Source organism: Enterobacter sp. CGMCC 5087, from assembly GCF_003144775.1.
Lineage (GTDB): Bacteria > Pseudomonadota > Gammaproteobacteria > Enterobacterales > Enterobacteriaceae > Enterobacter > Enterobacter cloacae_M.
Genome location: NZ_QFXN01000020.1, coordinates 1 through 13,755, shown reverse-complemented (window position 1 = coordinate 13,755; position 13,755 = coordinate 1). Strand labels below are relative to the sequence as shown.

Sequence of the window (13,755 nt, the reverse complement as noted above, 5' to 3'; positions counted from 1 at the left end):
GTTTTTTCCCCCGCCTGCTTGACGACGCTGCGCCGAAGGAGCGCTATCGTCTGGCAACAGAACAGATCCGCCACGCCGAACGCCACGGTTTTGACAGCGCCTGGATTGCCCAGCACCACTTCCACGAAAGTGAAGGCGGCCTGCCGTCACCGCTGCTGTTTCTGGCGCACGTAGCCGCGCATACCGAAACCATCCGCCTGGGCACGGCCATCATTACCCTACCGATGGAAAACCCGCTGCGCGTCGCGGAAGATGCCGCCGTGCTCGATTTACTCGCCAATGGCCGTCTTGAGGTCGGTTTTGGTTCGGGCGGCACACCGACCTCATTTCTGCCGTTCGGCCTGACGTTTGAGGAGCGCGGCGCGGCGTTTGCTGACCATTTGCATGTGATCCAAAGCGCCTGGCGCGGGGATTCGCTGACCCATCCGGATAACCACCTTTACCCGCCTGCGCCACAGCTTGCCGACCGTATCTGGATTGCCACCTTCTCTGTTGACGGTGCCGTTCGCGCCGCCCGGGCCGGACACGGTTTAATGCTCTCCCGCACGCAGCCGCGCCCGGCAGATCGGCTGGATTTAACGCTCGACGAGATCCAGAACCCGATTGTGGATGCCTACCTCGATGCGCTGCCTGAGGGCATCGCACCGCGCATTCTGGCCTCCCGTACGGCGTTCGTCGCCGACAGCGACGACTATGCGCTCAGGGTCGCGACGCCGGGCCTCACGAAACAGGCCCGGCAGCATCGCGCTGCCGGGCACGCGGTTAAAGGTGACAACGTCACCGATTATCGCCGTCAGTTTGACGCGCATATTGGTTCGCCCGATACGGTGCTGCATTCCCTGAATGCTGACTCTATTCTCAGGCGCGCCACGGATATCTCATTCCAGGTCCATTCGGTCGAGCCCACCCATCGCGACACGCTGCGCTCCATCGAACTGATCGCCGAACATATTGCCCCCCATATCCATTGAGGAGATACCTATGTCATTAAGTCACGACATTCTCGCCGAGCTGGCGGAAATTAAACCCGGTTCCCCTCTGGCAGAGGCGCGCGCCACGCGTGATGCCGCCACGCGCCACGCGCAGGGCAGCTACGAAATCTTATTCACTCAGCAGGATAGCGATTTTGCGCTGGACGAGCGCTTCGCCGTCGCGGCAAAAGTTGCGAGGTGGCATAACGCGGAGGCGCTGGCCGCGCACTATGCGGGGTTTGGCCTGGCAGACCCGACCTCAGACCGTCTGACCCCGGCGCTGAACTTCGCGCGCCTGCTGACGTTCTCCCCCGTCGAAGCGACGCCCGCAGCGTTAAGGGCGCTGACCCAGGCGGGATGGAGCAAGGAAGGCATCGTGACCCTGGCGCAGCTTATCGCGTTTGTCAGCTTCCAGAGCCGACTCATCACCGGGCTGCGGCTGCTGAACGACAAAGCCGTCGCCAAAAGCGATGCGCCGGTGGCGGCAGGCGTCTGGCACACGACCGCCACCACGGCCACCGGAAAGGCGGCTCCCGTCGCCTTCACCCAGCAGGAACTGGGCTGGGAGCCGTGGATCGCCGCCAAACCGCTGGCGGATTTTCGTGATGACGAGGTTGCTATACTGGCGAAGTTTGGCCACACCGATTCCGACTATTTCCGCCTGCTGGGGCGCAACCTGCCGGTGCTTGAACAGCGCACGCTAACGGATAAAGGAATTTTTTATACATCGGGGGGATTGCCGCGCGCCGAGCGCGAGCTGGCCGCAACGGTCGCCAGTAAAATCAACGGCTGCATTTACTGCGCATCTGTCCATGCGCGTAAAGCCAGCCAGCTGTCAAAGGATGACGCGGCGGTAGAGGCCCTGCTGGCCGTGAGGCCGGGGCGGTCCCTGAGCGAGGGGCAATCCGCACGCTGGCAGGCGGAAATCGATTTTGCGGCGGCGCTGTCGGTCACGCCGCCTGCCGCCACGCCGCTGCACCTTGCCGCGCTGGAAAAAGAGGGGCTGGATACCTTAGCGCAGCTTGATCTGGTGCAGTCCGCCGCGTTCTTCGCCTGGGCCAACCGCCTGATGCTGACCCTGGGCGAGCCCTGGTTTGCCTGAAATCTGTCAGGCTAGCGCGCGAGCGTTAGCCTGAGCCCGCCTCGCCCGCAGGTGACCGTAGATCAGCAGTGCGCTCATGGCCGAGAAAGAGAGTATTGCCGCCGGCAGCGTGACGTAACGCCAGCTAAAGCCGAGGACAATCATCATCCCGCCAAAGTACGCGCCAATCGCACTGCCGAGATTAAACGCCATCTGTCCCCCTGCCGCCCCCAGCATCTCACCGCCCTTCGCATTTTGCAGAAGCAGAATTTGTAGCGGCGCAGAGAGCGCAAACAGCCCGGCGCAGCAGATAAAGCCCATGACCAGCGAGGCCGTTTTCAGTTCACCAAAGGCGAAAAGCAGCAGCAGCGAGGCGACAATCACCATGTCGGTGGTGGCCGCAATGCGCAGCGGGCTAAAGCGTCCCGAGAGCTTACCGCTCAGCAGATTGCCCAACACCATGCCAAGGCCCATCAGCATCATGATGGCCGTCATCATCCCTTCTGAATAACCGGAGACGTTGACCATAAACGGCTTAACGAAGCTGAACCATGCGAACACCCCGGCGTTGCCAAACATGGTGGCGGCAAAAATCAGCCAGGGTTCTGGTTTTTTCAGAAAATGGAACTGCTCGGTCAATTTGATTTCTGAAGTGTCGCGGATGTCCGGCACCCAGAGCAGAACCGAGAGGATCACCAGCGCATCGAACACGGCAATCAGAAAAAAGGTATAACGCCAGCTGAACTGATGTCCGAGCCAGGTCCCCAGCGGAACGCCCATCAGGTTGGCCACGGTCATACCGGCGATCATCCCTGCCACCGCGACCGTCACCCTGCCCGGTGGCGCAATTTTAGACAGGATAATCGCCCCGACGCCAAAAATAGCCCCGTGCGGAAAGCCGGAAATCAGCCGCCCCACCGCCAGCCAGAAATAGGACGTGGAAAACGTGAACAGGGCATTGCCGACAGCGGACATCGCCACCAGAAACAGCAGCGTGGTCTTTAACGAAAACTTGCCTGAGAACAGCGCCACAATCGGGGCGCCAATAACCACGCCGAACGCATAAAACGAGATCATATTCCCGGCGGAGGGAATCGAAATACCGGTGTCATGTGCCAGCTCGGTTAACACGCCCATAATGCCAAATTCGGCCATTCCCAGGCCAAATGTGCCAAGCGCCAACGAAAAAATTGTTTTTTTCATACTTCAACCACGGGTTAATCACACGCGACGGACATTATTGAATAATCTTGTATGGTGAGCCAGTTCAAATCCATTGGCTGGCAGGTTAATCCATTAATTCAGGTAAGGTTGTGAATACCGCTAGCCCAAAACCACGATGCCAAGCCGCTCCATCAGCTGGGCAATCTGATAGCTGTCCAGTTTGACACCCTGCAAATCAATACCGCGCACGTCCAGTTCACCCAGTTCTGAGTTGGTCAGATCGCAGTGGGTAAAATTGGCCGCCCGCCAGTCAAAAGAGGAGAACTCGCCCCCCGACAGATCCGAGCCGCTGAAGGTGGCACCGAGTATTTGCGCACCGTTCCAGCGGTTTTCCCACAACTCGCATTTTTCCAGAACCACCTTCGAAAAATTGGCATAGCTCAGGTTGCTTTTTGTTATGTAAGCACTGCAAAACCAGGTACGCGTAGTGATCATGTTCATAAAACTGGTCCCGCGAAAATCAGCCCCTTGCGCCCTGCATTCACGAATTTCGATGCCTAATGCATTCGAATGCCTGAAATCCGCCATCGATAAATCGCAGCTTTTGAAAATAGCATCTTTAAGCTGCGCCCGAGTAAACTTACCGCCCTGCTGGCTTTCCCGGTCATAGAACTGACAGCCAATAAACTCCGTGCTGGTTAAATCCGTGCCGGAAAAGTCGCAGTTACGAAAGATTGCATTCTCTATTTTCTCGCCGGTAAAACGAGTACGATCGATTTTTTCGCCCTCAAAAATCAATGCCATCACACCAACCTGTTTATTCATACAGTATCTGTCACCATTCTAACCCGTTACCTGCAGAAGAGAAACACGCTTATCTGACACACATGTCAAAAATTCCCGCGAAGGTTGCAGGCCAGCATTACACTTCAAAGTGTTAGTTCCTTCTAAGCACATCACCCGATCCGGAGATGAGAATTATCATGGGAAACGCAAAGCAGAATAAAACCAAAGCAGCGACCGTGACCAAAGCGAGCGTAGATAGCCTGGTTAAACCCGTGCTGAAGACCAAAGAGTATGAAAAAGAGCTACGTCGCCTCCACGTTGAACTGGTTAAGCTCCAGCAGTGGGTCGTCGCAAAAGGGCTAAAAGTGTGTATTGTTTTTGAAGGACGCGACGGTGCCGGTAAAGGCGGCACCATTAAAGCGATAACCGAGCGCGTCAGCCCTCGCGTGTTTCGCGTTGTTGCCCTCCCTGCCCCCACCGAGAAAGAGAAAACCCAGCTCTATTTTCAACGTTATGTTCCCCATCTGCCTGCCGCCGGGGAGATCGTCATTTTCGACCGCAGCTGGTACAACCGCGCGGGCGTCGAGCGGGTAATGGGATTCTGCACCCCCGAGCAGGTTGAGAAGTTTCTAGATGGTGCGCCGGTGATGGAAAAAGCGATGGTGGACGCCGGGATTATCCTGCTGAAGTACTGGCTGGAGGTCACGCCTAAAGAGCAGGAGCGTCGCCTGCGCGACCGTATTAACGATGGTCGTAAAATCTGGAAGCTATCGCCGATGGATATTAAGTCCTTTAACCTGTGGGACGAGTATACCCTCGCGCGCGACGCCATGTTTGAAGCGACAGATACCGCCTGGGCGCCGTGGTTTGTGGCACGTTCAGAAGATAAAAAACGCGTGCGCCTGAATATTATTTCGCACCTGCTTTCACAGATCCCCTATAAAGAAATACACGTCGAAAAGGTTGATTTACCGAAACGTAAAATTGGTAAAGTCAAACCCACAAAATATCCGTTCCGGTATGTGGAGGAGCGGTTCTGAAATTACTGGAATACGCCTCGCAGAATGTAGATTACCAGGGGATACGGTATTGTTTTTTGTTGGCTGCGGTTGATAATGACCGCACCAACAAAGGAGCTGAAAATGAAGCCAAACCGTAACAAAGACTATGGCAAAAGGGAGAGCATGGCGAGTGGAGTCTCCCGCGAGGCCCGTACACCAGAGGCGCGAAGACGAGAGCATCAGCAAGATAAAGAATTCATAAAAGCCATGAATGAATTTACGGCTAAAGCGGGATTATTATCAGACGATCCTTTCTTTGGAGGGATTTAATGTGCTTTCAGTTTGACGTTTACCGTAACCCTTCAGAAAGAACACGGGACTACCAGCCTTATTTTATGATAATTCAACATGACTATTATGATGATTTATCAACAAGACTGATTATTCCATTAAGCTACCATAGCTATCTACGTGGACATATCAATGCCGCGATGCCTTTAGTGAATATTGATTTCGAGCGATATTTCCTTAACACCGCTGGCATAACACACGTGGAGAAACAGAAACTAAATAATAAAGATTATGTATGTAATCTTCGCAGCGCGAGAAGTACTGTTATCGCGGCGATAGATGCGTTAGTGACCAATACATAACGTAGGCCCGCGCAAGCGCAGCGCCGCCGGGCAAAGCCGACGGCGCAGGTCTTACTTCATTCCTTCCGTACTTTCCTGTTTCGCTTCCAGCCGTTCCACATCGCGATACCAGCGCGGGTGGTGTTTCTGCGCCCAGCGGCGGCTCACCTTCCCTTCAATCATCCCTTTAATGGATCCTTTTACCCAGAACGCCATATACATATGGATCAGGATGGCGTGGATAAGAATGATGGCCGACGTGGCGTGGATCAGCAGCGCGTAGCGAATCACCTGAATCGGGAAATAGTGCGCAAAATACGGACGCCAGATAATCACGCCGGTCACCAGCAGCACAAAAATCATGCTCATGATGGTCCAGAACATCATCTTCTGTCCGGCGTTGTATTTCCCCACCTTCGCGACCTTATGCTCGTTGCCCTTCAGGACTTCGACGATCCCTTTCACCCACGGGATATCCTGCTTGTCCGGGATGTTGTGATGAACAAAGCGCACGAACATAAACATCAGCACCACGAAAATCAGCACGCCGAAGAACGGATGTAGAATGCGGCCCATCTGCGGCGTGCCGAAGGTTTCGGTCAGCCACTGCAGCGTCGGGAAGAAGAACGATATCCCCGACACCGCCACCAGGAAGAAGCAGATCACCACCGTCCAGTGACAGGCGCGGTCGACAAACTTCGTGCGCACTATCATTTTCGATTTACTCATGATGATCCTCCTCGTCGTCATCCACCTCTTTGTTTGGCCCGATACCGATGTAGTGATAAATCAGCCCGGCAAAGGTGGCGATAAAGCCCGCCGCCGAAAGCGGCTTAAGCGCACCTTTCCAGAGGTTGATGGAGGTATCGATCGCCGGATCCTTCGGCAGGTTGTGGTACAGCTCCGGCTGGTCGTTATGGTGCAGCACATACATCACGTGCGTACCGCCCACGCCCTGCGGGTTATAAATGCCCGCATTCTCGTAGCCGCGCGCTTTCAGCTTGTCCACGCGCGCCTGCGCCACGTCAAGCATCTCTTTTTTGGTGCCGAAGTGGATAGCCCCGGTCGGACAGGTTTTCACACAGGCAGGCTCCTGCCCGACGCTGACGCGGTCCACGCACAGGGTGCATTTATATACCCGATTATCCTCTTTATTGAGGCGCGGGATATTAAACGGACAGCCCGCGATGCAGTACCCGCAGCCGATGCAGTTGTCCTGCTGGAAGTCAACGATCCCGTTGGCGTACTGAATAATCGCGCCGGCAGACGGGCACGCCTTCAGGCAGCCCGGATCTTCACAGTGCATGCAGCCATCTTTGCGAATCAGCCACTCCAGCCTGCCGTTCTGCTCGGTTTCGCTAAAGCGCATTACCGTCCAGGATTTGGCGCTCAGATCCGCCGGATTGTCGTAGACCCCCACGCAGTGCCCCACCTCGTCGCGGATATCGTTCCACTCCGAGCAGGCCACCTGGCAGGCCTTGCAGCCCACGCAGGAGGAGACGTCGATAAGCTTAGCGACCTCTGCCTTGTAGTCCCGCGCGCGGGGCGCGGGGGTAATCGGGTTGGTCGCGGAGCGTTTGATAACGTCTTGTGTTTCCATCGCCATTTAATCGCTCCTTACGCTTTCTCGATGTTGACCAGAAACGCCTTGTACTCCGGCGTTTGCGAGTTGGAATCGCCGACGTTTGGCGTCAGGGTGTTGGCGATGTAGCCTTTCTGCGCCACGCCCTCAAAGCCCCAGTGCAGCGGGATCCCGACGGTTTCCACCTGCTGTCCGTGCACGTTCAGGCTTTGGAGACGACGCGTCACCACCGCCACCGCGCGAATAAAGCCGCGCTTGCTGCTCACCTCCACGCGGTCGCCGTTGGCAATGCCTTTCGCCTTCGCCAGCGTCTCGCTGATCTCCACAAACTGTTCCGGCTGCGCGATGGCGTTCAGCCGCGCGTGCTTGGTCCAGGTGTGGAAATGCTCGGTCAGGCGATAGGTCGTCCCCACGTACGGGAATTTGTCCTTTTTGCCCAGACGCAGCGCGTCGTCTTCGTAGATGCGCACCACCGGGCTGGAGATGACGTTTGGATGCAGCGGGTTGGTGCCGAGCGGCGTTTCCATCGGCTCGTAGTGTTCCGGGAACGGCCCTTCCGCCAGCTTGTTGAGGGCAAACAGGCGTCCCAGCCCTTCCGGCTGCATGATGAACGGCCCGGTGTTGCTGCCCGGCTGGGCTGTGTTGTAGTCCGGGATATCGTTCCCCGTCCACTTCGCCCCGTTCCACTGGATCAGCATGCGTTTCGGATCCCACGGCTTGCCGTTTACGTCTGCAGACGCGCGGTTGTACAGCACGCGACGGTTCAGCGGCCACGCCCATGCCCAGCCCAGCGTATTGCCCAGCCCGGACGGATCGGCGTTGTCGCGGTTGGCCATCTGGTTGCCCTGCTCCGTCCAGCTGCCGGTGTAGATCCAGCAGGACGACGCCGTCGTGCCGTCGTCGCGCAGCAGCGCGAAGCTGTTCAGCAGCTGGCCTTTCTTCGCCACCAGGTTGCCGCTGGCGTCATAGAGATCCGCTAGCGCCACGCCGTTGTTCTCCTTCGCGACTTCCTCTGACTCAGGACGATCCGGCTGCTTGTAGTGCCAGCCCATTTTGAGCAGCGGCTCAGCGCCTTTGCCGCCTTCGGTGCGGTACATCTCGCGCAGGCGGTGGTAAATCCCGGCGAGGATCTCACCGTCATTACGCGCTTCGCCCGGCGCATCCTGACCTTTCCAGTGCCACTGCAGCCAGCGGCCGGAGTTTGCGATGGAACCGTCCTCTTCCGCAAAGCAGGTGGACGGCAGGCGGAACACTTCGGTCTGAATCGACGCCGGGTCGACATCGTTCGATTCCCCGTGGTTCTGCCAGAAGGTGGACGTTTCGGTCACCAGCGGATCGATAACCACCATGTACTTCAGCTTGCTCAGGCTGCGAACGACTTTGTTTTTGTCCGGGAAGGAGGCCACCGGGTTAAAGCCCTGGCAGATATACCCCGTGACGTCGCCCTTATCCATCATGTTGAAGTACTTGATGACGTCATAAGCCTGATCCCACTTCGGCAGCCACTCAAAGCCCCAGTCGTTCTCTTTCTGCGCCGCGTCGCCGTAGAAGGATTTCATCAGGCTGACGTAGAACTTCGGATAGTTGCTCCAGTAGTTCACCTGGTCCGGCAGCGTCGCTTTTGGCGTATTGGCCTCAAGATACGTTTGCAGATCCGTCTGCTTTTCAGACGGCAGCGTCAGGTAGCCCGGCAGGCTGGTCGAGAGCAGGCCAAGGTCGGTGAGCCCCTGAATATTTGAGTGACCGCGCAGCGCGTTCACGCCGCCTCCCGCCATCCCCATGTTGCCGAGCAGCAGCTGGATCATCGCCATGGTGCGGATGTTCTGCGCACCCACGGTGTGCTGCGTCCAGCCCAGCGCGTAGAGGAATGTTGTGGTTCTGTCGGCGGCGCTGGTGGAGGCCAGCACTTCACACACCTTCAGGAAGTCCGCTTTCGGCGTGCCGCAGATGTTTTCCACCACGTCCGGCGTATAGCGGGAAACGTGCTGCTTCAGCAGGTTCCATACGCAGCGCGGGTGCGTCAGGGTTTCATCACGCAGCGCGTAGCCGTTTTCATCGAACTGATAGTTCCAGGACGTTTTATCGTACTGGCGTTTTTCGGCGTCATAGCCGCTAAACAGCCCGTCATCAAAGGCAAAATCATCCCGCACCAGCAGGTTCGCGTTGGTGTAGTGCTTAACGTATTCCGCGTTGATTTTGTTGTTTTCGATCAGGTACAGCAGCACGCCGGACAGGAACGTAATGTCCGTACCGGAACGGATTGGCGCATAGATATCGGCCACCGATGCCGTGCGCGTAAAGCGCGGATCGACGACGATAAGCGTCGCATCGTTGTTGTTTTTCGCCTCCATCGCCCAGCGGAACCCCACCGGATGGGCTTCCGCGGCGTTTCCGCCCATCACCACCACGACGTTAGCGTTTTTGATATCAACCCAGTGGTTGGTCATCGCACCGCGACCAAATGTTGGAGCAAGACTTGCTACCGTTGGTCCGTGTCAGACGCGCGCCTGGTTATCTACCGCCAGCATGCCGAGAGAGCGCACAAATTTTTGCGTCAGCATGCCGGTTTCATTACTCGCCGCCGAGGCGCATAACATGCCGGTGGATAACCAGCGGTTAACCGTTACGCCCTGGGCGTTCTTTTCAATAAAGTTAGCGTCGCGGTCGGCTTTCATTAATTTGGCAATACGGGAGAAGGCCTCATCCCAGGAGATACGCTGCCATTTATCAGAACCCGGCGCGCGGTATTCCGGGTAGCGCAGGCGGTTTTCGCTGTGAACGTAGTCCAGCAGCCCCGCCCCTTTCGGGCAAAGTGCGCCGCGGCTCACCGGATGATCCGGATCCCCTTCAATATGGTAAATCGCTTCTCTGGCGTTCTTCGCGCCATCGCCCAGGCTATACATTAAAAGCCCACAACCTACGGAGCAGTATGTGCAGGTGTTACGGATCTCTTTTGCGCGCAGCAGCTTATAGTTGCGTGCCTGAGCCAGCGCCATTTTGGGAGCAAATCCCAGCATGGCTGCCGTTGTTCCGGCCATACCGCCCGCGCAGATTTTGAAAAATTGTCTGCGGCTGACGTCCATTGTTGTCCTCGTTATCTGAAAAGACTTCGCGCCGCAAACTAACAGCAAAGCCCCTAATTTTTTTGCGTCAAATCAAGGTCATCTGCCTTCCCCCCCTTAATAGTCACCCCCGGAACCTTTAAATACTCCTTTTTGATTAACGGTTTAAGAGAATAATTGGCGACAGCGTCAGGATGAATGCGATACATTTTTCCTTTGATTGTTATTACAATGGCGAAGTAATGGACAGAAAAAGAGCAACGCTTATTGGGCTGGCGGCAATACTGTTATGGAGCACCATGGTCGGCCTTATTCGCAGCGTGAGTGAGGGACTGGGCCCGGTAGGCGGTGCGGCGATGATTTACACCCTCAGCGGATTACTGTGTCTGGTGACGGTAGGATTTCCTGATATCAGGCGGTTTTCACCCCGCTATCTTATTGCCGGCAGCGTTTTATTTGTCAGCTACGAAATATGCCTGGCGCTGTCGCTGGGCTATGCCGCAACGCGATCGCAGGCGATTGAAGTGGGCATGGTCAATTACCTTTGGCCAAGCCTGACCATTGTTTTTGCCATCTTGTTCAACGGGCAGAAATCGACCCTGTGGGTGATCCCCGGCTTAGCCGTCTCATTGCTGGGTGTCTGCTGGGTATTGGGCGGTGAACAGGGTTTACATCTTGATGAAATAACCCGCAATATCGTTTCCAGCCCGCTGAGCTACGCGCTGGCGTTTGCCGGGGCATTTATCTGGGCCGCCTACTGCACGGTCACCAGCAAATTTGCGAAAGGACAAAACGGCATCACGCTGTTTGTTTTGCTGACCGCGCTGAGCCTGTGGGTGAAATATTTCCTGAGCGATCAGCCTGAGATGGTGTTTACGCTTCCGGTGATAGTGAAACTCGTCATGTGCGGTATTGCGCTTGGGTTTGGTTACGCCGCATGGAATATTGGCATCCTTCACGGTAACGTCACGGTACTTGCCGCCGTATCCTATTTTACCCCTGTCCTCTCCGCCGCGCTTGCCGCCGCAGTGCTGAGTTCGCCCCTCTCATTCTCGTTCTGGCAGGGCGCGCTGATGGTCTGCGCCGGGTCGTTGCTCTGCTGGTACGCAACAAGACAATAATGTCGGTTTTGCTGTCGAGAAATATTTATCCCGACAGCAAATAATTAACATAAATTTAATATGTGAGCGCACGCCAAAATATTCATCTGAACAGTAGAGCACGTGTTTAGATTCTGTTTATATTCCACCCCCTTTCGTAAATTCCGGCCCTCCCGCATTGACATAAATTGACACCGACATGTGATTAATAAGCTCCAAATACTCACAAGATTAATAGCACAAAGTGCAATAGTATGTTTCTGTTTATTTCAGCCTTCAGAACGGAAATTCCGTGCATTAAGGGTATAAAACAAGGCATTACGGCTATAACGACCATCCTACCCTCAAAAATGAACGGAAATACCGATAATTACCACTTTTTATAAAACCATCAAGAAACTATATCCACAGCAATCAACCCGGCAATTAATTGATTAAATGCTAATCATTTAACGCTATTTCATCGTCATTTACCCGATCTCGATCACACTAAATGAAATTATTGCTAATAATTTGAAACTTATTATTGAAATAGGACTACAAGATTTTTAAAAATAGCATGCCATTGACGATCGGCCTCGTTTAAAAATCGTTCAAAGTGGCTCAGGAAATACCAAAGAAAATTATAAGGAACATTTAAGATGAAACTTAAATTAGTTGCAGTGGCAGTGACTTCCATGTTGGCAGCAGGCGTTGTAAACGCGGCTGAAATTTATAACAAAGACGGTAACAAGCTGGATCTGTACGGTAAAGTAACAGGTCTGCACTATTTCTCTGATGATACTGATAACGACGGCGACAAAACTTACGTTCGTCTGGGCTTCAAAGGCGAAACTCAGATCAACGATCAGCTTTCCGGTTACGGCCAGTGGGAATATGAGTTCAAAGGCAACCGTTCTGAATCACAGGGCTCTGACGGCAACAAAACCCGTCTGGCCTTCGCGGGTCTGAAATTCAACGAATTCGGTTCATTCGACTACGGTCGTAACTACGGTGTTGCTTACGACATCGGCGCGTGGACTGACGTTCTGCCAGAGTTCGGTGGCGATACCTGGACTCAGACCGATGGCTTTATGACTGGTCGTACGACTGGCGTTGCAACCTACCGTAACACCGACTTCTTCGGTCTGGTTGACGGTCTGAACGTTGCCGCTCAGTACCAGGGTAAAAACGACCGTAACGACATCACCGAAGCGAACGGTGACGGCTGGGGTCTGTCTTCTACCTATGAAATGGACGGCTTCGGTGTCGGTGCAACCTACGCGAAATCTGACCGTACTGACCGTCAGGTTGCTGCAGGTCGCGTCGCTAACACCGTTAACGCTGGCGGTGAGAACGCAGAAGTATGGGCTGCTGGCCTGAAATACGATGCGAACAACATCTATCTGGCAACCACCTACTCTGAAACCCGCAACATGACCAACTTCGGTGACGGTTATATCGCGAACAAAGCACAGAACTTCGAAGTTGTTGCTCAGTACCAGTTCGACTTCGGCCTGCGTCCATCCATCGCTTACCTGAAATCCAAAGGTAAAGACCTGGGTTCATACGGCGACCAGGATCTGGTTGAATACGTTGACGTTGGCGCGAGCTACTACTTCAACAAAAACATGTCTACCTATGTTGATTACAAAATCAACCTGGTTGACGACAACAGCTTCACCAAAGCAACTGGCGTTGCTACCGACAACATCGTAGCTGTAGGCCTGACCTACCAGTTCTAAGATTTGTCACGATAAAAGGCCAGCCCATGCGGCTGGCTTTTTTTATACGGATTTCTGGCGTCAACAAGGAGTACGCCATGCACATATTCAAAGGACGCTGCTTGTGCGGAATGAGTCAGTTCAGCGTGAGCCTCAATAATTTTGACGTATACGCATGTCACTGCACCCAATGCCAGAAGTGGTCGGGCGGCATTGCCATGTATCTTGAGCCGCAGGGCGAACCGCTTCTTGAGCAAGACTCTATCGCCCCTTCTCATTTCGCGTCATCGGCGCGCGGTGAACGCTGGTTCTGTCCCGGCTGCGGCTGCCCGCTGTGGTTCAAACTGACCTCCACGTCGCGCTATTTCATTCCCTGGACGCTGCTTGAGATGGGCGAAGATGAGCGACGCCGGCTGGTGCTCGCCGCGGAAATCTACACCGAAACCCAGCCCGCTTTTTTTGGCCTGACCGGGCAATACGCACGCTACAGCGGTTCGGAAATTGAAGCGCTTGATAAGCAGTGCCTGCTTACGCCGTAAGCGGTTCGACGCCTGCAGCCCGACGAAGCCAGTTTTGCAGCAGCTTACCGTCCTCGGTCATCTCTGAATCGGCACGCGTGCAGAGATAATAGTCGCGCCCGTCGTCAATGGGTAAGTCAAATATCTTAACCAGC

13 protein-coding genes and 1 pseudogene are annotated in these 13,755 nt (G+C 54.9%); 8 read left to right on the top strand and 6 right to left on the bottom strand.

Annotated features, from left to right (window positions below):
* Both DEO48_RS01310 and DEO48_RS01305 read left to right on the top strand, forming a co-directional pair.
* A partial coding sequence (locus DEO48_RS01310) for a putative FMN-dependent luciferase-like monooxygenase (RefSeq protein WP_109844101.1) occupies nucleotides 1-971 on the top strand: 971 nt, incomplete at its 5' end.
* Nucleotides 972-981: 10 nt separating this feature from the next.
* The gene (locus DEO48_RS01305) at nucleotides 982-2,073 is read left to right on the top strand and encodes an alkylhydroperoxidase domain protein (protein ID WP_109844100.1); all 1,092 of its coding nucleotides are present in this window, start codon (nucleotides 982-984) and stop codon (nucleotides 2,071-2,073) included.
* A 6-nt stretch (nucleotides 2,074-2,079) separates the two neighbouring features.
* On the opposite strand, the gene araJ is transcribed toward DEO48_RS01305, so the two are convergent.
* Nucleotides 2,080-3,255 (bottom strand): MFS transporter AraJ, encoded by a 1,176-nt coding sequence (gene araJ / locus DEO48_RS01300; protein ID WP_023311931.1) that lies wholly within the window; start codon nucleotides 3,253-3,255, stop codon nucleotides 2,080-2,082.
* Nucleotides 3,256-3,375: 120 nt separating this feature from the next.
* Nucleotides 3,376-4,020, bottom strand: a complete 645-nt coding sequence (locus tag DEO48_RS01295; RefSeq protein WP_109844103.1) for a QnrE family quinolone resistance pentapeptide repeat protein — start codon at nucleotides 4,018-4,020, stop codon at nucleotides 3,376-3,378.
* A 179-nt stretch (nucleotides 4,021-4,199) separates the two neighbouring features.
* Here DEO48_RS01295 and ppk2 point away from each other — a divergent pair, with 179 nt between their 5' ends.
* From ppk2 to DEO48_RS01280, 3 genes are all read left to right on the top strand, one after another.
* Nucleotides 4,200-5,042 carry a polyphosphate kinase 2 gene (gene ppk2, locus DEO48_RS01290; protein WP_258306050.1) on the top strand — a complete coding sequence of 281 codons (843 nt, stop codon included), beginning with the start codon at nucleotides 4,200-4,202 and terminating at the stop codon, nucleotides 5,040-5,042.
* Nucleotides 5,043-5,144: 102 nt separating this feature from the next.
* A complete protein-coding gene (locus tag DEO48_RS01285; RefSeq protein ID WP_045354074.1) occupies nucleotides 5,145-5,333 on the top strand; it encodes a type II toxin-antitoxin system CcdA family antitoxin in 189 nt (62 codons plus the stop codon).
* On the top strand, nucleotides 5,333-5,656 hold the full coding sequence (locus tag DEO48_RS01280) for a CcdB family protein (RefSeq protein ID WP_045619889.1): 324 nt from the start codon (nucleotides 5,333-5,335) through the stop codon (nucleotides 5,654-5,656). Before DEO48_RS01285 ends, DEO48_RS01280 begins: the two co-directional genes overlap by 1 nt.
* 51 nt (nucleotides 5,657-5,707) lie before the next feature.
* Here DEO48_RS01280 and fdnI read toward each other — a convergent pair whose 3' ends face one another.
* The 3 genes from fdnI to fdnG are packed head-to-tail and all read right to left on the bottom strand — an operon-like array spanning nucleotide 5,708 to nucleotide 10,300.
* On the bottom strand, nucleotides 5,708-6,364 hold the full coding sequence (gene fdnI / locus DEO48_RS01275; RefSeq protein WP_032640727.1) for a formate dehydrogenase-N subunit gamma: 657 nt from the start codon (nucleotides 6,362-6,364) through the stop codon (nucleotides 5,708-5,710).
* Nucleotides 6,357-7,241 carry a formate dehydrogenase subunit beta gene (fdxH, locus tag DEO48_RS01270; protein ID WP_023311937.1) on the bottom strand — a complete coding sequence of 295 codons (885 nt, stop codon included), beginning with the start codon at nucleotides 7,239-7,241 and terminating at the stop codon, nucleotides 6,357-6,359. The genes fdnI and fdxH overlap by 8 nt, the downstream gene beginning before the upstream one ends.
* Before the next feature lie 11 nt (nucleotides 7,242-7,252).
* Entirely contained in the window at nucleotides 7,253-10,300 is a 3,048-nt protein-coding gene (fdnG, locus tag DEO48_RS01265) for a formate dehydrogenase-N subunit alpha (RefSeq protein WP_146198227.1), read from the bottom strand.
* A gap of 221 nt (nucleotides 10,301-10,521) precedes the next feature.
* Between fdnG and yddG the strand changes: the two genes are divergently transcribed.
* The 3 genes from yddG to DEO48_RS01245 all read left to right on the top strand — a co-directional run bounded on the left by yddG (nucleotide 10,522) and on the right by DEO48_RS01245 (nucleotide 13,621).
* Entirely contained in the window at nucleotides 10,522-11,400 is an 879-nt protein-coding gene (yddG, locus tag DEO48_RS01255; protein ID WP_023311939.1) for an aromatic amino acid DMT transporter YddG, read from the top strand.
* Between the two features lie 620 nt (nucleotides 11,401-12,020).
* The gene (gene ompC, locus DEO48_RS01250; RefSeq protein ID WP_023311940.1) at nucleotides 12,021-13,103 is read left to right on the top strand and encodes a porin OmpC; all 1,083 of its coding nucleotides are present in this window, start codon (nucleotides 12,021-12,023) and stop codon (nucleotides 13,101-13,103) included.
* A gap of 77 nt (nucleotides 13,104-13,180) precedes the next feature.
* Nucleotides 13,181-13,621, top strand: coding sequence for a GFA family protein (locus DEO48_RS01245; RefSeq protein WP_023311941.1), 441 nt, complete (start codon nucleotides 13,181-13,183; stop codon nucleotides 13,619-13,621).
* On the opposite strand, the pseudogene DEO48_RS27060 reads toward DEO48_RS01245, so the two are convergent.
* A pseudogene (locus tag DEO48_RS27060) lies at nucleotides 13,611-13,755 on the bottom strand (LysR family transcriptional regulator); the annotation flags it as partial. The gene DEO48_RS01245 and the pseudogene DEO48_RS27060 overlap by 11 nt on opposite strands.